We start from the raw sequence: 23,530 nt of genomic DNA on the forward strand, positions 1-23,530 counted from the left end.
CGGATGGCCTGTTCGTAGAGCCGCATGGCGTCGAGCGTGCGGCCTTCGATGCGGGCGATCTCGGCACCGATCAAGGCGGCACGGTTTGCAAAGGTCTCCGGACAATTCTTCGCCCAGAGCGTGATCTGCTGGTGATGAGCCGCCAGCGCTTCCAAATGCCGGAGCCGCTCTTCGCCAAGGGACGTATCGCAGCGCGCCGCCCGAGCAAGTGCCCCGTAGAAATGGTATTCAGCCAACTCGAATTGAGACGGCACCGTCCAAAGCAGAGGCGCAACGTTCGATGCAGCCGCGACGGCAGATGCACTGTCGCCGGCATAGACGAACGCTTGCAGCTTGCGAATCCAGTATCGGGACGCGGCAATGGCCAGCTGGGGATTGCTCCCCAAATGCTGCTCGAAGCGGCCCTCGTCGAAGTCCGCGTCATTAAAGGAGGTAAAGTCCGGCGTCAGCCCACGGAGCATCCGGATGAGCCTAAGCTGCGTGGTAATGAGGTCGCTAATGAGACCGAACCGCAATTTCTGCACGAACTCTAGCGCATTCTCAGCCTCCCGCTCGATGTCATCGAGCCGATCTCCGGAAGCGAGGCGGTTCGTAATCAAGTCAGCGCAGCTATAGGCTGCATAAGTGAGGTCACCGGCTTCCTTCGCAGCCTCGAAGGCGTGTCTCAGGAAGGCGCAAGACGTCTGCAGTGGCTGACTCCAGTGAGCGACGTGGACGGCGGAGACCAGGTAGACGCGAGCCCTGAAGCGATCGAGCGCCCGCTTCTCGACCAGATCCAGGGCAAGTCTGCCGAAGCGGAACCCGGCCTGATAGTCTCCGAAATATGTCCCCAGGACGCCGCCTAGCCAGGCATAGGCGAGGCAGGATCCGTCGCTGTTGCCATGCTCCAGACTGAGGGTTGCGATCCGCCCGACGACGAGGCGAAAGAGATTCAAGTCGGTGAACAAGGCCGGCGAGGTGAGCACCGTGAGTACGTCCATGGTCGCGCACCGGTCGGGGTCTTTCATCGGCGGCAGGTCGAGCAGGGCTTCGATTGGACGGGATCCCAGCTGCTGCCACGCCCGATCATAGAAGCGACGGACGTCCTCCTCCTTCGGGTGCAGTGACCACGGGCCGTCGACACGGCGCAGATACTCCAGGCCAACCTCCACGGCACGGTCGCTCCGGTCCAGCGTCGTATAGAGGTTGACGCGTCCGCAGGTCACGGCCGCAGCGTCGACGGTGGTCCCGGCGCGTCGTGACAGCATCGCAAGCCGTTCTTCCGCAGATGCCAGTTCCCCCGTCAGGTATTCGCACTCGGCACGGTTGAGTTCGAGGTCGAACGTGAGCCGAGGGCACTGCTCCCAGCCGGTCGCTCCCAGCAAGGTCCGGTCGGCGGTGAAATATTGCAGCGCGGCGTGATTGGCGGTGGCCGCCTTAGCCCGCCGGCCCGCCACACGGTTGAGGCCGGCGACCTGTTCGCGCTCCGCCGGCGCGGTGATCAGCGCCGTGCCACGCCCGAACTGGCTGACAATGTCGAAGATGGTCTCCTCTAGCGCCTCCGCCGGCGTTTGCGCCGCGAGCACGCGGCCGATCCGAAGATGCGCCATGGCCCGCTCCCCCTCGGGGATGAGCGCATAGGCTGCCTCCTGAATGCGGTCGTGCAGGAAGGCGTAAGTGCCGTCCGAGCGCAGGACCAGGCCGGCCCGGACGGCGTCCCAGATGAGCGCATGGATAGCCTCCTCGCTACCACCGTGCACCAAGGTGAGTGTAGCCGCCTCGGCGACATTCCCAAGGCAGGCCAGGAGGCCCAGAGCTGCCTGCGTTGCCGGAGCCAGACGGCGCAGCTTCGTCGCCATGAGGTCCGCCACGTTATCGGTGTATCCCCTGGCGCGGATGCGCGACAGATCCCAGGTCCAGGCGGCCCGGCCGGGATCGAAGGCCAGCAGCGCCTCCTCGGCCAGGGCGAGTAGAAACTGGATCGTGAAGAACGGATTGCCGGCTGTCTTCTCGTGCACGCGCCGGCCTAGCGGCGCGACGCGCTCCGGGGCGCAGCGCAGGGCATCGGCGATGAGCCGGCCCACATCCGCAAGTCCAAGCGTCGCCAACACAATCTCCTGCATCCGGCCCCCGGCGCCGCGGATCGCAGCCAGCCGTCGCATCAGCGGGTGCGTTGGGGTGACCTCGTTGTCCCGGTAGGCGCCGATCAGCAGCAGGTGGCGGACCTCCGCATGGGTGGCCAGATGCTCGATCAGATCCAGGGTTGCCGCGTCCAGCCACTGCAAGTCGTCGAGGAACAGCGCGAGCGGATGCTCGGGTCGGGCGAACACGGCGAGGAAGCGCCGGAACACCAGCTGGAACCGGGCCTGCTGGTCCTGCGGCGAAAGATCGGGCGCCAGCGGCTGCTCGCCAATGATCAGAGCCAACTCCGGAACGAGATTGACCATGAGCTGGCCGTTCGGGCCCAACGCTTCCAGCAGGGCGGCACGCCAGTGGCTGAGTTCCGCGTCGCTCTTGACCAACAGCGGCCGGATCAGGCCTTGGAAGGCCTGGGCCAGGGTGGAATAGGGGATGTCTCGCTTGTACTGGTCGAACTTGCCGGATGCGAACAGCCCGCGCGGCGGGACGAGCACCCGGTGCAGCTCGTTGACCACCGCGGACTTGCCGATGCCCGAATAGCCGGAGACCAGCACCAGCTCAGGCACGCCATCCTGGACGACACGGTCGAACGCGGCGAGCAAGGCCTCGACCTCGCGCTCGCGGCCATAGAGCCTTTCCGGAATCAGCAGCCGGTCGGGCGTGTCGTGTGCCCCGAGCGGGAAATCGTCGATACGGCCCTGGGCCACCCACTGTGCCAAACAGCGCCGCAGGTCGCTCTCGAGGCCGCCGGCGGTCTGGTAGCGCTCCTCGGCGGTTTTCGCGAGCAGCTTCATCACAATGGCCGAGAGGGCGGCGGGAACATCTTTCACCCGCTCGCCCGGTGGCAACGGCCGCCGCGCGATGTGGCAGTGAACCCATTCCATCGGATCGGTCGCGGTGAACGGCAGAACGCCGGTGAGCATCTGGTAGAGCGTGACCCCGACGGCGTAGAGATCGCTGCGGGAGTCGATCGAGCGATTCATGCGCCCGGTCTGTTCCGGAGCCATGTAGGCGAGCGTGCCGGCGATGAACTCAGGCGGTTCGGGCGTTTGTCACTCACGGGAAAGGCGCGAGGCGATACCGAAGCCCGTTAGCCGCACCTCTCCGGTCTCGCCGTTGACCAGGATGTTGGCAGGTTTGATATCCTTGTGGATCAGGCCGCGCCGATGGACCTTGCCAAGGGCCAGCGCGATTCCGATCGCATCAGGCAGGAAGCTTCCAGGCTCCATGGGTCCGCCGAGCCGCCGGGCAAGCAGTTCACCGCCCGGGTCCTCGAGTACAAGCATGGTCTGGCCACCTTCGCGCACCAATTCCAGCGGCCGAAGCGCCCAGGTGCCTTCCAGCTCGTCCGTCAAGCCATACTCGTGGGCGAAACTATCAAGGATTGAATGTCGCGGATGCTCCGCGGCGGGCAGAGCGGCAAGCACGGGCTTACGTGTCCCGTCAGGATCGAGATGCCACCCCCGGCAGAAGACCCGTTCGCCGTCTTCCCATAGAAGCTGGCAGCTGCCGTCATCTTCAGTGCCAAACCGAAAAGTTGGGGTCATTTGCGGGACTTTCACCACCAGGCCTAGCCCTCCTGGCAAACTGGCCGCAACATTCGTCTCGAGTTCGTCCACCCAAGTTGCCAGAGCCGGGATGTTAGCACATCTCGTCCACTCATCCGAGCGTCTGTGCCGACAGTGCCGGCAAGAAGTGGCTGGGCGAGCTAACTCCCTACGCGATCTCGTAGAAACTATCTGCCGCGAACGGCTTTCATTATAGTCGCGTCCGACATTGGCCCCTTGATAGGATCTCAACCGACGAACCTTCAACTAAATCACGGCAGGTGGAGGGAGCTTCAGTCGAAAAAGCCCGCATCCTCTTCCCTGAGATATCTCCTGGCCCCTTCAGCGTCGATATCGAGGCCCAGCCCCGGCGCTTCCAGTAGGTCCACCATGCTGTCCTTCACGATCTGCGGCGGCAAGCCGATTACCAGATCCTCCCACCAGGGGTCGGAGGCAGTGGGATATTCGAACGCGATGTAATTCGCCGGCAACGTGGCGCAGACATTGATCAACGCGCCGAGGCCCAGCAGACCGTTAGCGGTGCCATGCGGTGCCATCAGGATCGAGTGCATGTAGGCGTGCTCGGCGACCCATTTGAGCTCGGCAATACCGCCAACATCGGCTGGATCGGGGCCAATGATGCGTACCGCCTGCGTCTCGATCAGTTCCTTGAAATTGTGCCGCAGGTAGATCTGCTCGCCAGTGTGGATTGGCGTCGAGGTGGAAGTTGTCAGTTCCCGATAGGCCTGCGGATTGACCCACGGCACGTAGTCGCCAGTCAGCATGTCCTCGAGCCACATCAAATTGTACTTTTCGACCGCGCGAGCGAACTTGATCGCATCGGGCAGCATCCAGCCCGGGCCGCAGTCCAGCGCCAGGCTGACTTTGTCGCCCAGCACTTCCTTCATCGCGATCACGCAGTCGAGCATGTGATTGAAACCGCGCTCGCTGATCACGCCCTGATCCATGGCGCCGTGATAGCCGGCCTTCTTCTGCGTCACGCCGTAGTGGAAGCCCTCGATGGTGTCCTTCATGTTGGAGTGGAACGAGATTCCTTGCTTGACCATGAAGAAGTTCTGCGGCTGCTGCATCATCCATTTGACGTCAGCGGCGTAATCTTCCGGCCGGTCGCCCGTGCGTTTCTGGCGAATCGAGCCGTTGTAGACGCGCACCTTGTCCCGCACCTTGCCGCCAAGCAGTTTATAGGCGGGCACGCCGGCCGCCTTGCCAGCAATATCCCACAGCGCATGCTCGATAGCGCTCACCGCCGCGCCGTACGGCTTGAAAGAGCCGCGTTGGCGGATCTTCAGCATCACTCTCTCGACGTCGGTCGGGTCCTCGCCGATGAGCGCCTCGCGGAAATGCAGCACCCAGGGCTTGAGGTAGGACTTGGTGAATTCAACTTCGCCCAAGCCATAGAGGCCCTCGTCCGTTACGATGCGGACGATCGGGTGTTTGCCGATAACGGCGCAGCGGAGATCAGTGATCTTCATCTTCGTTCCTTTTCGCCTCAGCTCCAGGTGCGATCCCAGGAATACTCATCGTCCCAGTGATCCGTAGGCTGCCAAATGTCGGTGGCGCCCGGCTGCAGATGCAGCGAGATCACCTCGTCGACGACGTCGTCAATCCCCAGCCCCGGCTTGTCCGGAACAGTGATGAAGCCATTCTTCACCAGCGGCTTGGGAAGACCCGTGACGATATCGTCCCACCAGTCGACATCGGCAGAATGATATTCGAGCGCCATGAAATTTTCGGTCGCGGTCGCGACATGTGCCGCGGCCATTGCGGCGATTGGACTTTCTGCCATGTGGATGGCCATGGCGACACCATGGTCCTGCGCCATATCGCCAATCTTCTTGGTCTCGAGGATGCCCCCACTGGTGAGCAGGTCTGGGTGGATAACGGAGACTCCGCCGCTGTTGAGCAGAGGCTCGAAGCCCTCCTTGAGGTAGATATCCTCGCCAGTGCAAATCGGCACCGTGGTGGCGTCCTGCAGTTGTCGGTACTGCTCGGTGTATTGCCATGGGATCACATCCTCGAGCCAGGCTGGCACGTATTTTTCAATTCGCCTGGCAAGGCGAATGCCGTTCTGCATCGAGATGTGGCCAATATGGTCGATCGCAAGCGGCACATCCATGCCGATGACCTCGCGAACCTCGGCGATGTATTGCTCAAGCAGGTCGAGGCCCTTGTCGGAAAAGTGCAGGCCGGTAAACGGGTGCTGGACGTTATGTAGATCGTACGCAGCGTTGCGGACACGCCGCTCTTCAATGGAATTCAGCGGCCCGCGACTGGGGCCGTTGCGGTATCCTTCCAGTGAGCCGGCAGGAAACACGACCGCACCGGGCACATCCGCGATCTGCATCAGCCCCAGATCCATCTTGAGGAAGGTGAAGCCGAGTTCCATGCGCTGCTTGAGGCGCTTACCGGTCTCGGTACCGCTCGGCACGGTGGCGTCGGTATCGCAGTAGACGCGCACTTTCTCCCGAAACCGGCCGCCGAGCATCTGGTAGACAGGGGCGCCATAGGCCTTGCCGGCAAGATCCCACAACGCGATTTCAACCGCCGATACGCCGCCGCCTTGCCGGCCGTGGCCGCCGAACTGCTTGATCCGGCGAAACAGGCGGTCGATGTTGCAAGGGTTCTCGCCAAGCAACCGGCTCTTCAGCATCAGCGCGTAGGTGGCGCTGGCACCGTCGCGCACCTCACCAAGCCCGACTATGCCCTGGTTGGTGTAGATCTTAAGCAGAACGGAGGTGAATGGCGCGCCGACAATTTCGGCCACCCGCATGTCGGTGATGCGAAGGTCGGAAGGCTTGGAATGCGTGTTCACCCGATTGAGCGCCTCGTCGGCTCCATCTGCCTGTGGCATGATTTATCCTCGTTCTGGTCGGGGGGCTCGTCGCCGCGCACGCTGGGGTGGCCTGGAGCGTTGCTAGCTAGTCGAGCTCTATCTCGTGGTTTTGAAGGTAGTCGCGGTTCATTTCAACGCCGAGGCCAGGCCTGGGCGTAAGCTTGAGGCTGCCGTTCGAAACATCAAGCGGTCTGTCGATGAGGTGATCGTATTTTCCGAGGTTCCACTCTGACGTTTCAAGTTTGTAGAAATTGGGAACGGTCATCATCACCTGCGCTCCCGCAACCACGTTGATCGGCCCTGCGGCGTCATGCGGCGAGACGGGGATGTAGTAGGCTTCGCATAGGGCAGAAATCTTTTTGAGTTCGGTAATGCCGCCGGTCCAGGTGACGTCCGGCATGATGTAGTCAGCGAGCTTGTTTTCGAGCACCGGCACGAAATCCCACTTCGTGTGACCGCGTTCGCCCCACGAAATAGCGGCGCTAACCTTCTCGCGGACCTGTTTGAGAGCGTTGAGGCTCTCGGGTGGGCAGGGCTCCTCGAACCAGTCGATCTGACCAGCTTCCTCGAGGCTGCGACAAAGGCGAATGGCGGTGGGAACGTCGAACCGGCCATGCGCATCGATGAGGATGTCGACATCCGAGCCCGCCGTTTGGCGGATCAGAGCCGTGAGTTCGGCGGCTTCGCGCTCATCCTTGCGGGTCATGCTGCCATCGAGGTAGCCATCCCGCTGTTCGCGAGGCTGTCCATCGACGGTGCGGCCCTGGTGGGGGAAAGGATCGAACTTGAGCGCGGTGTGGCCGGACTCGACGATGTCTCGAATTTCGCGAACCACAGCCTCTTTGCTGGTAAACTTGGCCTGGTTAGGATGGGTGTAGAGCGCGATTTCATCGCGGACCGGTCCGCCCAACAGCTCGCAAATCGGCTTACCAAGAACTTTGCCTCGGATGTCCCAAAGGGCTATGTCGATGGCGCTCACGCATTCGACTGCGGCGCCGCGACTGCCCATGTAGGTGAAGCTACGGAATATCTTGTGCCACAGATATTCGATACGCGCCGGGTCCTCGCCTGTCAAAGCGGCACCGATCTGTCGCAGGATCGTGCAGAGGGCGCGATTGGCGAGCCTTGTCGTGGTAGTGATCTCTCCCCAGCCGCTTACCCCCTCGTCGGTCGTCACTTCGACGAACAGAAACTCTCCCCAATAAGAAGCATCGGATCTGATTAGCCAGGGGCGAACGCTGGTGATTTTCATCGCAACTGCCTTTGTCTGAAGTGGTCGGGATAACGATATTCCAGGCTACCTATTCTATCCTGCCCGAGCGGCGTTTCGCGCCCGCATGTGTTCGAGGATGTGCCGGCCGGAGCCCTCGACATGGCGTGCAATCAGTTCGGCTGCCTCGTTCGCCTTTCCCGCTTTTACATGCGCGATGAGCTCGCGATGCTCGCTAAGGATCGCGGCACGCCGGGAGAGCGTGAAGTCGAAACGCCGGCTCACGGCTCGAAGCACTTCGCGATGTTTCCACCAAAGCTCGGCGGCATGGCGGTTGTAGTGCTTCTGGTACATGACGGTGTGGAAGGCGGTATCCAGCTCGCTGTGCCTGACCGTGTCGGCGAAGTTGTTCTCTTCGATCAGCCCTTGGATGCGTTCGAGTTCAGCAATGTCCTCGACGGTGGCCATATTCACGAACCATCGCGTCAGTGCCGGCTCGATCAAGACCCCGATCTCGTAGATATCCCGAACAAAATCCTGATCTATGGGCCGGACGCGCGCTCCGCGGTTTGGAACGAAGGTGACAAAACCCTCCCCGCGCAAAAGTTGGAGAGCCTCACGCACGGGGTTGGTCGAGGTGCCGTGGCGCCGGGCGAGATCGGTGACCACAAGCCTTTCGTTGGCAGCAAGCCGCCCCTCGATGATGTCATCCCTGATCAGTTGGTAGAGCGAGGCGCCCTCGCTGGATGCCCCGTCAGCGTCGATGCCTTCGGGCGGCTTTGCTTTAAAATCGCTGGTTTCGGCCAAGACTATCCTCATCAGTACACATATCGTTCGAATATCACGCAAATCTCTGGCAAACAATGTACGATTTTGCCGATTGACAGACAATCTACGATCTGAAAACGTATGATGTGTTCGAAGAGGTGTATTGACTGGGAGGTCGCGAAGCCGTCGAGCAAACACCGCTCGCCCCGACGCAGAGCGGCATGGGAGAAACCTGGAGGATGCCTATGACGAGGATTTCACTCGGAGGTGCCGTCCTGCGCGGCACTATCTCTACTGCTTTGATGGTATCATTGATGTCTGCGTCTGCGCTTGGCGCGCCGGTCGACCTGAGCAAGTGGTCGCCGCAATATGTGCGCTCCATTGCCGGCACCCAGGATTTCGACACGGCGGCTGATTGCGGCAAGGTCACACCACTCGACTACAAGGGGCGACTGACTTTCTGGTACCAGGGTGTGTTCGAGGGCGACCCGGATCTCCTGCGCGAGTATTACAAGGATTTCTTCGCGACGTTCCGCAAAACCTATCCAAACATCCAGCTTGAGGAACAGGCCCTCACCTATAACGACCTCTTGGACAAGTTCCGGACCGCACTCCTTGGCAATGCCGCTCCCATGGCGGTCCGCCTGCAAATCCTGGGTGGCACTGAGTTTGCCTCAAAGGGCTATTTGCAGCCGCTCAAACCCGAGGATGTCGGCTATTCGACCGGGGATTTCTGGCCCGGCGCAATGAAGGCTGTAACCTGGGACGGGGTGACCTACGGCATTCCAACCAACAACGAGACAATGGCGTTCATCTGGAATGCCGACATCTTCAAGCGTGCAGGCCTCGATCCGGACAAGGCTCCGGCTACCTGGGACGACGTCGTCAAGTATTCCAAGCAGATCCACGACAAGCTCGGCATTGCCGGTTACGGCCTCGTGGCTCGCAAGAATGCCGGCAATACGCCGTACCGCTTCATGCCGCAGCTGTGGGCCTATGGCGGCGGCGTCTTCGACGAAGCTACCACCAACCCGACCTATAAGGATGTCGAGCTCGATAGCCCGCAGAGCAAGGCGGCATTGCAAGCCTCCTACGATATGTATGTCCGCGACAAGTCGGTTCCGGTTTCGGCGCTCACCAACCAGCAGGCCGACAACCAGCCGCTCTTCCTCGCTGGCCAGCTCGGCATGATGATCTCGCATCCGTCCGATTACGACGTCATGCTCGACCTGCAGAAAAAGGCGACGGACACCGACAAGCAAAAGGCGCAGACCGTTATCAACAATATGCGCTACGGCTTGATCCCGACTGGTCCCGACGGCAAGCGTGCCGTGGTGTTTGGCGGCTCAAACATTCATATCCTCAAGCCCGAATATGTCGAGGGCGGCAAGGTAGACGAGCCGGCGGCAAAAGCTATCATCTGCATGTGGACGAGCCCCGAATGGTCACTGAAGATGGCCTATGCCGGCTCGAACCCGGGAAACCTCAACGGCTTCAAGACCAAATGGATGAAGGAACGCCTGGACCACATCAAGTTCCTTGATGTCACGACCTCGATGCTGCCTTACGGCATCCCATTCCCGGCGCTGCCACAGTCCCCCGAGATCATGAACATAATCGTCCCGGACATGCTCCAGAATGCTCTGACCGGAGCCATGACCGTCGACCAGGCAGCGGACGACGCGGCCAAGAAGGTCAAAGCCCTGATGGACGGTGGGCTCTAGTCCAAGTCCGACGATCTGACCGGCTGCGGATCGATCGCAGCCGGTTTTGTTCCCAAGGATGAGGGCTCTGCACAGTGACGATCTTGACTGGGAAGGCCGAGGCTCCCCGAAGACTGCCTGATGGGTCCGGTGTGCTGCGAAAGATTTGGGAGCATCGCGCTGACTACGCGTATGTGCTTCCTGCGATCGCCGTGATGCTCATCGTCATAGCCTACCCGATCTACTACACGATCGAGCTGTCGTTCTTCAATACACCGCCTGGCCTGCAGCTCCGGGACAAGATTTTCATCGGCCTCGACAACTACATCGCCATCCTCGCAAGCCCGGTGTTCTGGAAGGTCACCTCGAACACTCTTATCTGGACAGTGGGATCGACCTTCATCTCGTTTGTCCTGGGGTTCGCCAGTGCCCTGGCGCTCCACCGTGACTTTGCCGGCCGCGCCATCCTGCGCGCCGTCCTGATCATTCCATGGGTCATCAGCGCGGTCGCCGCGTCCTATATCTGGAAATGGATCTACCATTCGGACTTTGGGATCATTGGCGCAGTGCTAGTTGGCTTGGGATTGACCGACCGGCCGCCGAATTTCATCGACAGCGTCAGCACAGTGCTGCCCTCGCTGATTGTCGTCAACATTTGGCGAGAATTTCCTTTCGCCATGATCATGATGATGGCTGGCCTGCAAACAGTTCCCGACCAGTTGCTGCGCGCCGCAAAAGTCGACGGAGCCAATGCATGGCAGCGGTTCTGGCACGTCACCTTTCCGCATGTAAGAAACGTTTCGACGGTGACGATCCTTCTCTTGGCAGTAGCCAACTTCAATTCTTTCATCATCCCCTGGATCATGACCGGCGGCGGGCCGTCAAACGCATCGCATATCTGGATCACCCACATTTATGAGCTCGCCTTCGGCCGCCAGCGCTGGGGGGTGGCATCGGCCTATTCGGTGTTGCTGTTTTTGATCCTGATGTCCCTTGGCTACTTCTACGTCCGGGCGCTGAGCGGCAACGAGCAGAAGGACGGGAGTGAATGAGCACGATTGCCGAGACTGCTCATCGAGGCCAGGCGCGTCGCCGTACGCGCATCGATGGATGGCGGTGGGGCGGACGCATCTTCCTTGTGTTCATGCTGCTTTACACCGCATTACCAATGATCTGGATGTTGATCACCTCGATCAAGTCCGGCTTCGCGGCCATGCAATTCCCGCCGCAATGGTGGCCGGACGAACCCACCCTCGCCAGCTACCAGAAGCTGCTCGATCCGCAAAACAGCGTCGGCCAGGACTTCCTGCGCTTCTTCTGGAACAGCCTCTTCGTTTCCACCGCCACGACCATTCTTTCCGTGATCGTGGCAGTTCCTGCGGCCTACGCGTTTTCACGCTTCACCTTCCCGGGCCGGAACTTTCTGTTCTTCGCCGTCTTGCTTCGGAACATGTTCCCGGCAGTGATCTTTCTCGTGCCGCTCTTCATACTCATGCGCGCGATCGGGCTGGTGAACACGCATGGATCGCTCATCCTCACCTACCTCACATTCGGCCTGCCGCTGGCAATCTGGCTCCTCAAGGGCTTCTACGACAACATCCCGGTGCAGCTTGAGCAGGCAGCGCGCATCGACGGCGCAACGCGGTTCCAGGCCTTCGTCTTGATCGTGATGCCGCTCTCGGCGCCAGGGATCATCGCCACGGCGATCTATTCCTTCATCGGCGCGTGGAACGAGTACATCTACGCCTACACCTTCCTGTCCAAGAACGAGCAATTGACACTGCCGGTCGGCATCCAGCGCTTCTTTTCGGAAAATACAACGGACTTTCCGGGACTGATGGCGGCCAGCTTCATGATGAGCGTGCCCGTCGTGGTCCTGTTCCTCGTCCTGCAACGATACTTCGTACGCGCCCTGACGGAAGGCGCAGTCAAGCACTAGGGGAGTTGCCGGTGGCCCACGTGGTCCTCAAAGATCTGGTCAAGACCTATGGCAGCTTCAAAGCTGTCAATGATGTTTCGCTGACGGTCAACGACGGCGAATTCGTTGCGCTCGTCGGCCCTTCAGGCTGCGGCAAGACAACCACACTCAATCTTGTGGCAGGGCTCATCCCCGTCACATCGGGCGACATCGTCATCGGCGACAGGGTGGTCAACGACCTCGACCCCAAGGACCGGGACATCGCAATGGTGTTCCAGAACTACGCCCTCTATCCGCAGAAATCGGTCTACAAAAATTTGGCGTTCCCGCTGCAGATGCGCAAACTGCCAAGGGATGAGATCGACAAGAAGGTCAGGGAAGCAGCGCGAGTGCTCGACATGACGCAGCTGCTCGAGCGCAAGCCACGCGAACTTTCGGGCGGGCAACAGCAGCGCGTGGCGCTGGGGCGAGCCCTCGTTCGCGACCCGGCGGTATTCCTGATGGATGAACCACTCTCCAACCTCGACGCAAAGCTGCGCGTGCAGATGCGGTCGGAGATCAAGCGTTTCCACCAGGACCTCAAGGCGACGATCATCTACGTGACGCACGACCAGCTCGAAGCGGTGACCATGGCCGACAGGATGGCGGTGATGAACGGCGGCTACCTGCAGCAATACGATTCACCGGCGCAGGTCTTTGCCCATCCGGTGAACATGTTCGTCGCCAGCTTCGTCGGTAGCCCGGCGATGAGCCTTGTTCCGCTTGAGGCGTCAACGGCAAGCGGCAACACTGTGTTGACCAGCGCGGAGGGCTGGCGCCTCGAGCTCTCGACAAACAACGCCCAGAAGGTCGCGAGGGCAACAACCAAGAAGGTCGTGCTCGGCGCCCGTCACTCGACGATCAGGCTGCACAAGAGTGCGATGCCCGGAAGCGTTCCCGCCAAGGCCTACACGGTGGAGCCGACCGGAGATGTCACCTTCGTACAGGCTTTACTGTCTGGTGCCATCGTCAATGTCAGCGTGCCGCCCACCATTGCCGTCGCGCCCGATGAACAGATTTGGCTCGAGTTCGATCAGGAGCGGATTCATCTGTTCGACGGCGAAACCGAGATGGCCCTTAAGGCCGACTGAGACGGGGCGGAGCGTATGAAGCGAGGGCGTGGATGACGACTAAGCTCAAAATCACGGCGATCAAGCCCTATCCGGTATGGGTAGGAACGCGCAACCAGATGCTGGTGAAGGTCGAGACCGACAGCGGCATCTTCGGCTGGGGCGAGAGCGGCTTGAGCGGCCGAGAGAAGGCCGTGGCCGGCGCGATCGAGCACTACCGCGAGTTTCTGATCGGCTGCGACCCGATGCAGATTGGGCGGATCTGGCAAGAGATTTATCGCAGCCAATACTTTGAAGGTGGGCGTGTCCTACAGGCGGCGATTTCCGCCATCGACATTGCCCTTCACGACATCAAGGGCAAGGCACTGGGAGTGCCGGCCTATGAACTCCTAGGTGGCAAGCAGCGCGAGCGCATTCCTACCTTTGCCTCGACGGGTGACGAGGCCGAGGGCGATGTTGCCATCGAACGAGCCCGCGAACTACGCGCACAAGGGTGGCAGGCGATCCGCTTCTTCCCCATCGGGCAAAGCAGCAAGGACATCTTTGAGCCGCGGGAGTCGATCGGCACTACCGCAACTATGCTCAATAGGGCGCGAGAGGCGCTGGGCGACGACGTCGTCCTCGGCATCGACTATCATCATCGGCTGTCGGTGGCAGAGGCGGCGAGCTTCTGTAACAAGCTCGGCCGTGGCGTGCTTGATTTCCTCGAGGAGCCGATACGAGACGAGACACCCGAGGCCTACGAATCCCTGCGCACGATGACCGACATCCCGTTCGCCATCGGCGAGGAATTTGCCAGCAAGTGGCAATTCCTGCCCTATATCGAGCGCGGCATCCATCAGTTCAACCGGCTCGATGTCTGCAATGTTGGCGGGCTCACCGAAGCGATGAAAGTCGCGGGTTGGAGCGAGGCACACTATGTCGACCTGATGCCGCACAATCCCCTCGGCCCAATCTGCACGGCCGCGACCATCCATCTCGCCGCCGGGGTGCCGAATTTCGCTTGGCTCGAGACCAGGGCGCCCGAAGCAAAGCTCGGCTTCGATAATTCCGACTTCTTCCCCGTGCAACCACGGCTCGACGGTCCCGACTATCCGGTCAGCGATCTGCCCGGGCTCGGCGTCGAGGTCAACGAAGAGGCGGTCAAGGCGGAGAGCTTTCGTTTCTGGGAAGCGCCTCACCTGAAGCGCCGCGACGGTTCTGTCACAAACTGGTAGTTTCATCCACGGAGCCTAAAATGACCCATACACCTGACATCACGCGACCGCCCAAAGAGCTTATCGATGCACTGAGGGAAATCGGCGCCGCGACGGTTTCCGGCACGCTTGGCCACATGGGCTTCCGCAATCCGCACATGGTCGGTCCCGTGCCGCAGAATCGCGGGAAGTCGATTGTCGGGCCGGCCCTGACGCTTCAATTCATGCCGCAGCGGCCGGACCTCTTCACCGAGGGAGAATATGCAGATCCGGAGACGCAGTTGCACCGCCATGTGCTTTATCACGTGCAGGAGGGCGATGTGGTCGTGGTCGACGCACGCGGCGACATGAGCTCGGGCGTCTTCGGCGATATGATGTCGACGTATTTCAAAGGCAGAGGCGGCGCTGGCATCGTGATCGATGGGTGCATGCGCGATCGACCCAATGTCGAGAAGCTAGATCTCCCTCTATGGCTGCGCGGCTGGACGCCCAACTATCATGTGCAGACCGGAATCTATCCCAACGCCGTCAACGTTCCGATTGCCTGCGGCGGTGTCACGGTGATCCCCGGAGACATCATCGTCGCCGACGATGACGGGGTGGTGGTGCTTCCAGTCGCAATGGCCTCGAAGGTAATCGAAGAATCGCAAAAGCATCACGATTGGGAGGAGTTCTCGCGAGTGAAGCTTATGGCGGGCGGGTCGTTGCAGCGCTACTATCCGCTGCATGACGATGCCCGCGGAGAGTACGAAGAGTGGCGCAAAACAAACCGCTCGGGAACAACTTAGCCAATGGATTACCCCAGGCGGGCGGCGAACTTTCTGGGGTATCACCGGCGTCTACACAAGAAGCACGGAGTCGAATTTCGCCGTCGGCGCCCGCTTTTCGATCTGGCAGCCGGGATCCAGCCGCCGAGGCTCGCCGAATGTCATGCCGGCAGCTTTGGGCCGAACGTTGCATGACGACGTCGGGTCTTCGGAAATAGTGGACGTTCAGGCAGTCCGGACCGCCCCGCGCAATAGCTGCGGCGTCGGTGCATTGGTTCCAAGGTTGATCCCGACCCCGGACCAGCCGACCCGCGCGTTCACGTCGGCCTTATCTTCGGTCAGCCCTGCCGTGACCAAGGGAACACCAAAGCTCATCGCCCTCCCTGTGACAGCCATCACCTCGTGACGTTCGGCCATCAGGATGCGCGCGATTCCGAGCATTGGATTGACATGGCCCGGCGCTGGCGTCGTGGCAATAACGATTTTCATATGATCCTGGTCCTCGGGTTTGAGTGCAGCCACGGCTACTTTGTTTCGAAAGCAGTCCAGCTGACAGGTGCAGGCACCGCTGGCGCGACGGTGCTAAGCGATGGGCGTTTATTAGGCTGCAAAGCCCCGGTCTCAGCCGGCAACATTGAGAACGACCACCTCGGGATGGCTGCCTTCCGGCGCCGACGCCAACGGTCGTTATTGTCGAGGCTGGTGCTGTCGCGGAATTCAGGTAGCCGGTCGGTTCGAACCGCCCATGTGCCCGAATAGGTCGGCCGGATCTGGTGATAGTTGGCCAGGGCCGAGCTCCGGCAAGTGTTTTGCTACTGACAAGCGTCACAAATTGCCGCCAGATGGGCGCCGTCCGTACCACAGCAGCCGCCGACGATGCTAAGGGACGGTATCGATTTCCGCAGCGCACGGTAGCGCGCGCCAAGGTCGATCGGATCGCCTTCGTCCAATTCGATCGCCTGGTCCAATTCCGCATGGCTCTTCGAGGAGGCATTAGCGCAGAATCCGCGCAAACGGCGCATCCATGGCGCGCCCGCATCCAGTCCCGGCTGCAAGTGGATTGGATGCGTACAGTTGACCATATAGTAGGCGGGCGCTCCATTGGTCGCCGCGTCGACATGCTCGATCGCCGCGCCCAGATTCCAGCCCGACGGCAAGCGGCCGTCCGTTTCGAGGGTAAACGAGATTGCGCACGGCATGTCGTTCACCGCAGCTGCACGTGCAATGCCCACTGCCTCTTCCGGCGCGGTCAGAGTGTATGCCGTGACGATGTCGGCCTCGCCTCGAGCAAAGCATTCGATCTGGGCATGGTGGTAGTCTTCCGCTTCCGTTGCGGTGATGCGTTCAGCGACGTAACCGTCGCCGCGTGGTCATCCTATGGCTCCGTTGATAACGATCGGTGAACGCTCCGTTTCGAACTCGTCGCGCAGTGCCATCAGCAATGCCACCGACCGGTCGTTGGCCGCGAGCAGCCTGTCGCGGTCGTAGCCGAGCTTTTCTCCCCAATCCGAGTTTGCACGCCACGTGGCGGTTTCGAGGATTATGCCGTGGCCGTAATGCACGGCAACGTCGATATATTCGCGGTAGCAGCGTTCGAGTTCTTCAATTCCGGCCTGATCGAAAAGAAGTGTAAATGTGGCACTGTATGGCAAATCGATATTTCTCTTATAGGATAGCGTTGTGTTCATGCTGGCGTTTGTCAGGAATATTCCGGCATTCAACTGCGGCAACATACTGCGATATTTTGACATCTGCTGTACCTACGGCTCCTACGATCCCCGAGCTTTTGAAGTGGGCTGGGTCGTCGTCGACCGCCTTAAAGCTCAAAGCTGTTATCTCGCCGACGCCTGGAACACCCATGAACCGAAGGCGCGATGCGGCTCCGCAATGTGGTTGCGGTGAACTGACCCGGTCGCGCGATGGCGCTACAACCAATTCACCACGGAAGAGAGTCGGACTGCCGTCCCTTCTTGCCATTCTCTGGCGCACTTCTAAAACGTCTACTGTATTAGATCCTCGATGCCATCGCCAAATAGCAGCGCGCGGGTCGCAGCGGTGACGTCGTCCTTGCGCATCAGGCTTTCACCGACGAGGAAAGTGGTGATCCCGGACATTTCCAGACGCTTGCAATCCGGGTTGGTGAAGATGCCGCTTTCGCCGACGAGCAAGCGGCCGTCGGGCACCATGGCGGCGAGTTTCTCGCTGGTCGCAAGGTTGACTTCGAACGTTCGCAGATTGCGGTTGTTGACGCCAATCAGCGGTGAGGAGAGTTTCAGCGCCCGCTCCATCTCTTCGACGTCGTGAACTTCCACGAGGACATCCATGCCGAGGCCGAAGGCCTCATCCTGCAGACGTTCGGCGTCGTCATCGGACAGCGAAGCCATGATCAACAGGATGCAGTCCGCACCCCACGCACGAGCCTCGTGCACCTGATAGGTCTCGAACATGAAGTCCTTGCGCAGCGCCGGCAAGGCACAGGCAGCACGGGCAGCGGTCAGGAATTCCGGCGCCCCCTGAAAGCTCGGCCTGTCGGTGAGCACCGACAGGCAAGCCGCCCCGCCGAGTTCATACGCCTTGGCCAGCGCTGGCGGATCAAAATCGGGACGGATCAGGCCTTTCGACGGGCTTGCCTTCTTGATCTCGGCAATCAGTCCAAACAGACCCGCATCTTTCCGGACGGATAATGCCTTGTGAAAGCCGCGCGGCGCCGACTGTCCGGCTTGCATTGCCCTCAAATCTGCCAGCGAAACCTCGGCCTTGGCGGCCGCGATTTCCTCGCGCTTGTATGCTTCAATTTTCGTGAGGATATCGGCCATCATCCATTCCTATTCGCTTCCCCGGCTTGGAAGCGATCTGAATGGCAGCAGCTTGTTGCACTCGAGTTTCGAATCCAACGAATTCCGTTTCGGATGAAATATTGCGGCGTGATGGCATCAACGCTCTCTCTAACATGTTGGCGCCATGGATCGGCGGCTCGGCATGAACCCGACCGCCACCTTCCGACTGCCGCATACGGGGCACCGTAGACGATCCGACAGCATTCATAAGGGGAAGTCTCGGCCGCGAGTGGCGACAAGGGTCACGATATCCAATCGTGGACTTTAGAACTGCCTTTTGTGCGTCGCCCTTTGCTACGATTGTAGTCAAGTCTCAAAAATCAGTAACCGCAGGGCTTCCATTTGCAAGCTTCCTAACGAGGGTTCGTTGATCAGGTGTGCTTCCCCACGAGTTCTGCGTAGTCGGAAAAGGTGAACTTCTTTCCGCGCTCCGACGCTTCGTTGCCAAGGAGGAGAACGCCGATCGAAAAAACCATGTCCGCGCGGTTCGAACTCGAAGCTCATGATCGTTGTCCTGTGCGACGGCGCGTTCCATCTCCCGTTATTACGCCTTTCAGTGATCAGCGCGCGGAATGCTCTAGGTCGCAAAGTGGGGAGGATGTGGATAAGCCGCCTCGCCCGCATTCCGCTGCACAAGCAGATGCTCGTTTACCAACGGCCCGATGAATCAACCAAGTGTGATTGTCAAAGCATCGCCCAGGATTTGATTGCGAAGCGCTATCTATTACATTTGTAACTATCGCCTCGGTTTTCGAAACAACCCTGCAATGGAACGCCAATAGCCGACGGAATTCGATCGCCGTTGTACGCGATTTCGTGCTTGTGACTTACGAAGGTGGACGCTTGAAACATGTCCTGGTGATTGACGATGACAGCACCATCCGTCAGCTGTTAATTGACTATCTCTCGCAACATGCGCTTAAAGTCAGTGCCGTCAGCGACAGCCACCAGATGACGCGCGTCCTTGCAACTGAGATCATTGATCTGGTCATCGTCGACCTGAACCTAGGCCATGAAGACGGGCTGGAAATCGTTCGCAATCTCGCGACCAAATCCGATGCACCGATCATCATCATTAGCGGCGATCGGCTGGAGGAGGCAGACAAGGTCGTCGGCTTGGAACTTGGGGCGACGGACTACATCGTCAAACCGTTCGGTATGCGCGAACTATTGGCTCGCGTGCGAGCGGCGTTGCGGGAAAGGCCCGTCAAGACGGTTGCGCAAGATCGAAAGTCCTATTTGTTCAATGGCTGGCGCCTCAATCTGAAGCTCCGCAGGCTCGTTTCAGAGACAAAGGAAGAAATCAAGCTGACGGTCGGGGAATTCAATCTTCTGGTGGCTTTCCTTAATGCTCCCCGACAGATCCTGTCACGAGAACAACTGATAGCCAACAGCCGGGTGCACGAGGAGGAAGTGTTTGACCGCAGTATCGACGTTCTGATCCTCCGACTTCGGCGCAAACTCGAAAGCGATGCGTCCAATCCCACCCTCATCAAAACAGAGCGTGGCGTCGGCTATTTCTTCGATGCTGAGGTGGATATTGACCACAGCAGAAGAAATGTCTCCTGATGACGATGATCCGTTCGAGCTTCATGGCTGCCAAGACTGCCACTGGGCGCTTGTCGGCTTTTTCAGCGGTATGGCTGCTTATGGTGCTGAGCGTAGCTGCCGCCGCGACCGTGGCATTGGCAAGCGGTCGCAGTCAGCAAGACCCGATCACGCCCCTTGAGGCTACCCCAGATCTTGATCCGGCCAAGGTCGCACTTGGCAAGCAACTGTTCAACGATCCGATTCTTTCAGGCAAAGGTAAATTGGCGTGTTCGTCCTGCCATGATCTTAACACCGGTGGCACTGTGAACCTGAAACGGACTGTTGGGTACGATGGCAAGATGCATCGGTTTAACGCACCGACTATTTTCAATGTCGCAAACAATTATCGTCTCGGCTGGCGAGGTAACTTCACATCGCTCGCAGCACAGAACGATGCAGTGCTTCTCGATCCGAACCTAATGGCAAGTCAATGGGGATCGTTGGTCGCTAAATTGCAGGCCTCCACCGTCTACGGCGCCCAATTCCAACAAATCTATAATCGCGATATTGAAAGAAATGATGTGCTCGACGCCCTTGTAACATTCGAACGCTCGCTTTCGACACCGAATTCGCGGTTCGATCAATATCTGCGCGGCGAAAGCAAGGCGATTTCTTCGCAAGAGAAAAAGGGTTACGAGCTTTTCAGCAGCTACGGATGCGTGTCTTGTCACCAAGGTTCGAATGTCGGTGGGAACCTATTTGAGAAATTTGGGATTTTTGGCGACTTCGGGCCGAACACCTCGCCTGATAACGACGGCAATTTCGGGCGATGGACCATAACGCACGACGACAAAGACAAGGGCGTCTTCCGGGTTCCAAGTCTGAGGAATGTCGAAGTGACATCTCCCTATTTTCACGACGGACGTGTTGCGTCCTTGCCGGAAGCTGTGGCGATCATGTCTCGCACGCAACTCGGTCAGGTCCTGTCCCAGTATGACGTCGATGCGATCGTTGCATTTTTGAAAACCCTGACAGGCGAATACAACGGTCGCTTGCTTGATGCCTCCTCACCATCTCGCCCGCAATAAGTGCGAGCGCGGTGTTGGAACCAGTTTATGCAGGCATTCGGCGCGCCATGCGTATCTGGTGCTGGTTCACTCTCTATGAATAGCCCAATAAGCTCTAGCCCCTACGGTCCCAGTCTCCCAGCCACTATATAGACGGATCTCGCAAGCTCCCAGGCAATGGTCGCCAGTCCCATTGCGAAGCTTAGACATAAGGCAATTGGATGGTCGCGGTCGCAAAGCATCACCTCCAGAGGATCGCTGGGAAGCCTTGGGCCATCGTGGTTGCGATACTCTGTGCAATCCTATTTGCACTTTTGGCAGCCGGGCGGGGTCCCGAAAAAGAAACGCACGAAGCCGTACTTGCCGCGTTTCGTCTGATCGACTTGAACAATTCGGCACTTCAACGGGATGTCTTGCAAACACGGGCCGGGTTGCTCAATAACTACGATCCGCTCGACGCCTCTATGGGCGGTTTGCATGATATGCTTGGGCGATTGAAATCGCTTTTTAGGAAAACGAACCTTAACGATAACGAGAAGCTGGCGGCTCTTCTTGAGCAACTGTCCGCATCAATCGACAGAAACGAGGCACTTGTCGAACAATTTAAGACGAAGAACGCACTTCTGCATAACTCTCTCAGCATCTTCAGTAAAATTCTCACCGACATATATGAACGTCCTTCGTCCGACTTGCGGGGATTGCCCGCGAATCTCGATGAATTAGGCAATTCGATGCTGCGTTTTTCGGGCGATCCCGACGCGGATCTTGCGCGACGCATCAGCATCCTGCTGCATTCAACATCGTTGGCAAATTCGACCGATAGCGTGCTCGTCTCGCGACTGACAACATTGACAGTGCATGGCCACATGATTTTGATGACCTTGCCGTCGGTGAATAATATCGTTGCCGATATTCAAACGTCGGACGCTCCGCAGCGCGCTCAAGATCTACAAACCGAATATCTTGAGGCTTACAGTGCGATCAACCTACGCGCCACGTGGAGCAGAATTTTTCTCGGAACAATTTCGATCATCCTCTGCATCTACATTCTGTTCCTTGTGTATCGGCTCCGTCTGCAAACGGATCGTTTGACACGCCGGCTCGACTTCGAGGATGTCATGAGCCAAATAAAAAATAGGTTCGACAACGACCCCTCGCCCGATTGCGTTGCGGCTATCCACGATACGCTGGACCTCCTCGCGGAGTTTTTCGACGCCACGCGCCACGAACTGATGATCTCCAATGTCGAGACGGGACTGGTACAGGAAGTCTATGAGAGCCATACCAGCGGAACTGCCTTTTCGAAGACGCTCATGTCGGATTTCCTGGACGATCTACGCCGAAATAATGTGGCGCAACAGACGCCTCGTCCGCGCTTTTTCTACCGAAATTTGCAAAGCCGCGACGAACTTGCATTTACGCGAAACGCAATGAGCGCAGGTGTTGCGGTTGGAATGCAAATTTCTGCGCGCTATGCCGCGATGATTATCTTCGAATACAAGGAGTCGCGGCCGAAAGCGGGCAGTGATGAGGTGGAATTGTTGCAATCCGCCATCGACCTTCTTATTCAGTGTGTCGACCGAATTCGCAAGCGGCACGAAAGAGACATCCTTGAGCATCGCCTGGAGCATGCGGAGAGGCTCCAGGCCGTGGGCACTTTGGCGGGAGGAATCGCCCACGAATTCAATAACATACTTAGCTCTATGCTTGGGTATGGCGAGATGGCATTACAGATTCTGCGGCGGCCGTCGCCGACCAGGCACTACGTCAACGAGATCGTCTCGGCCGGTGAGCGGGCGAGGCTGATCATCGACCAGATACTGACATTGAGCCGCAAGCGTGAACGCAGCAGCAGGCCTTTCGATATGGTTGAGGCCGTCTCAGACATTCTACACCTTTTGAAAATATCCCTTCCGGAAGCCCTGGAACTATCGCACCACCTTGCGGACCGCCCGACGGTTGTCCTCGGCAACCCGATAGAGATCCAGCAGATCCTTATGAACCTCTGCAAAAATGCCTCGGAGGCGTCGCCCGATGGTGGGAAAATCGACATCGAGGTGTCGCCTGTCATAACCCGGTCCACACGACCACTTTCACACGGCATATTACCATCCGGCGGCTATATTCGCGTCAGCGTCACCGACCAGGGCGAAGGCATACCGGATTCCATTTTGCCGCATATCTTTGAACCGTTCTTTTCGACGAAGTCTCATGCCGGCGGCACCGGTCTCGGCCTTGCGGCCGTTCACGGAAACGTGGCGGCGCTTGCAGGGTATATCAATGTCGACAGCGCTGTTGGGCGAGGAACGCGCTTCGATCTGTTCTTTCCGATATGCCACCAAGCTCCTATCCCCCTGCGGCAATTCTTTCATGAAGAAAAGGTGCCCTATGGCAACGGTCAGACGGTCATCATTCTCGAGAAGCAGCAGCGACTCCTGATGATGCACGAGGAGAAACTTGCTGCTCTCGGGTACGAGCCCGTGGGATTTGTTGAGCTAAGTGGGGTTTTGGATTGGCTGAAATCGAATGACCGGCGTCCCGATCTCGTTGTTCTCGACGTTGCCTCGCTCAAAAGTACTGTAACTCTATCACAACTGGACTCGGATTTGAGCGACATTCCCTATCTCCTCATCAGCGATCGATACCGGACCGGACCGCTGAGCGAGCAGAACCTCAAACGATTAGGCGCGCTGAAAAAGCCGCTCAACTCCAAGAGCTTGGCGGACGCCATTCGCAGAAGAATCGATGCCGGTGCCGACGCACAACGACGCCGGGCCGGAAGCAGGGCCATTGGAGGATGACGCGATCTCGCGGCCTCTTTTTCCAAAGCTCAACTACGAGCCGGCCAAGCCGCTCAAATATCTCCCGCCGTTTCATTTGTAACGGAATTCTGCTCGTTTAAAGCG

16 protein-coding genes and 2 pseudogenes are annotated in these 23,530 nt (G+C 59.0%); 10 read left to right on the forward strand and 8 right to left on the reverse strand.

Translation table 11 applies throughout. The features are described 5' to 3' along the window. The 5 genes and pseudogenes from ACPYOJ_RS24330 to ACPYOJ_RS24350 all read right to left on the reverse strand — a co-directional run. Positions 1-3,665: pseudogene (locus ACPYOJ_RS24330) on the reverse strand (ATP-binding protein); the annotation flags it as partial. Positions 3,666-3,958: 293 nt separating this feature from the next. Continuing rightward, positions 3,959-5,158, reverse strand: coding sequence for a mandelate racemase/muconate lactonizing enzyme family protein (locus tag ACPYOJ_RS24335; protein WP_481418533.1), 1,200 nt, complete (start codon positions 5,156-5,158; stop codon positions 3,959-3,961). 17 nt (positions 5,159-5,175) lie between these two features. Beyond that, positions 5,176-6,537 carry a mandelate racemase/muconate lactonizing enzyme family protein gene (locus tag ACPYOJ_RS24340; protein ID WP_481418534.1) on the reverse strand — a complete coding sequence of 454 codons (1,362 nt, stop codon included), beginning with the start codon at positions 6,535-6,537 and terminating at the stop codon, positions 5,176-5,178. Between the two features lie 67 nt (positions 6,538-6,604). Beyond that, on the reverse strand, positions 6,605-7,771 hold the full coding sequence (locus ACPYOJ_RS24345) for a mandelate racemase/muconate lactonizing enzyme family protein (protein WP_481418535.1): 1,167 nt from the start codon (positions 7,769-7,771) through the stop codon (positions 6,605-6,607). Positions 7,772-7,825: 54 nt separating this feature from the next. After that, entirely contained in the window at positions 7,826-8,536 is a 711-nt protein-coding gene (locus ACPYOJ_RS24350; protein WP_481418536.1) for a GntR family transcriptional regulator, read from the reverse strand. 206 nt (positions 8,537-8,742) lie between these two features. Between ACPYOJ_RS24350 and ACPYOJ_RS24355 the strand changes: the two genes are divergently transcribed. From ACPYOJ_RS24355 to ACPYOJ_RS24380, 6 genes are all read left to right on the forward strand, one after another. Further along, positions 8,743-10,221, forward strand: a complete 1,479-nt coding sequence (locus ACPYOJ_RS24355; RefSeq protein WP_481418537.1) for an ABC transporter substrate-binding protein — start codon at positions 8,743-8,745, stop codon at positions 10,219-10,221. Between the two features lie 74 nt (positions 10,222-10,295). Then, positions 10,296-11,252 carry a carbohydrate ABC transporter permease gene (locus tag ACPYOJ_RS24360; protein ID WP_481418538.1) on the forward strand — a complete coding sequence of 319 codons (957 nt, stop codon included), beginning with the start codon at positions 10,296-10,298 and terminating at the stop codon, positions 11,250-11,252. Continuing rightward, positions 11,249-12,139: a carbohydrate ABC transporter permease gene (locus tag ACPYOJ_RS24365; protein ID WP_481418539.1), complete on the forward strand. Its 891-nt coding sequence runs from the start codon at positions 11,249-11,251 to the stop codon at positions 12,137-12,139. The genes ACPYOJ_RS24360 and ACPYOJ_RS24365 overlap by 4 nt, the downstream gene beginning before the upstream one ends. Positions 12,140-12,150: 11 nt before the next feature. After that, complete coding sequence (locus ACPYOJ_RS24370; RefSeq protein WP_481418540.1) at positions 12,151-13,248, forward strand: ABC transporter ATP-binding protein; 1,098 nt, start codon at positions 12,151-12,153, stop codon at positions 13,246-13,248. Between the two features lie 32 nt (positions 13,249-13,280). Next, positions 13,281-14,444: a mandelate racemase/muconate lactonizing enzyme family protein gene (locus ACPYOJ_RS24375; protein ID WP_481418541.1), complete on the forward strand. Its 1,164-nt coding sequence runs from the start codon at positions 13,281-13,283 to the stop codon at positions 14,442-14,444. Positions 14,445-14,464: 20 nt separating this feature from the next. Continuing rightward, the gene (locus ACPYOJ_RS24380; protein WP_481418542.1) at positions 14,465-15,211 is read left to right on the forward strand and encodes a ribonuclease activity regulator RraA; all 747 of its coding nucleotides are present in this window, start codon (positions 14,465-14,467) and stop codon (positions 15,209-15,211) included. Positions 15,212-15,415: 204 nt separating this feature from the next. On the opposite strand, the gene ACPYOJ_RS24385 is transcribed toward ACPYOJ_RS24380, so the two are convergent. Further along, complete coding sequence (locus tag ACPYOJ_RS24385) at positions 15,416-15,679, reverse strand: hypothetical protein (RefSeq protein WP_481418543.1); 264 nt, start codon at positions 15,677-15,679, stop codon at positions 15,416-15,418. A 323-nt stretch (positions 15,680-16,002) separates the two neighbouring features. Then, a pseudogene (locus tag ACPYOJ_RS24390) lies at positions 16,003-16,941 on the reverse strand (homocysteine S-methyltransferase family protein). Here ACPYOJ_RS24390 and ACPYOJ_RS24395 point away from each other — a divergent pair. Beyond that, positions 16,871-17,092 carry a hypothetical protein gene (locus tag ACPYOJ_RS24395; protein ID WP_481418555.1) on the forward strand — a complete coding sequence of 74 codons (222 nt, stop codon included), beginning with the start codon at positions 16,871-16,873 and terminating at the stop codon, positions 17,090-17,092. The pseudogene ACPYOJ_RS24390 and the gene ACPYOJ_RS24395 overlap by 71 nt on opposite strands. A 98-nt stretch (positions 17,093-17,190) precedes the next feature. Here the strand turns inward: ACPYOJ_RS24395 and trpC are convergent, their stop codons facing one another. After that, positions 17,191-18,006, reverse strand: coding sequence for an indole-3-glycerol phosphate synthase TrpC (gene trpC / locus ACPYOJ_RS24400; RefSeq protein ID WP_481418544.1), 816 nt, complete (start codon positions 18,004-18,006; stop codon positions 17,191-17,193). A gap of 864 nt (positions 18,007-18,870) precedes the next feature. Between trpC and ACPYOJ_RS24405 the strand changes: the two genes are divergently transcribed. From ACPYOJ_RS24405 to ACPYOJ_RS24415, 3 genes are all read left to right on the forward strand, one after another. Then, positions 18,871-19,596, forward strand: a complete 726-nt coding sequence (locus ACPYOJ_RS24405; protein ID WP_168834363.1) for a response regulator — start codon at positions 18,871-18,873, stop codon at positions 19,594-19,596. Continuing rightward, entirely contained in the window at positions 19,596-20,645 is a 1,050-nt protein-coding gene (locus ACPYOJ_RS24410; RefSeq protein ID WP_481418545.1) for a cytochrome-c peroxidase, read from the forward strand. Before ACPYOJ_RS24405 ends, ACPYOJ_RS24410 begins: the two co-directional genes overlap by 1 nt. Positions 20,646-20,845: 200 nt before the next feature. Then, entirely contained in the window at positions 20,846-23,425 is a 2,580-nt protein-coding gene (locus ACPYOJ_RS24415) for a two-component system VirA-like sensor kinase (RefSeq protein WP_481418546.1), read from the forward strand. Positions 23,426-23,530 lie beyond the last annotated feature (105 nt).

The organism is Rhizobium sp. SVR5-9E, assembly GCF_056755095.1.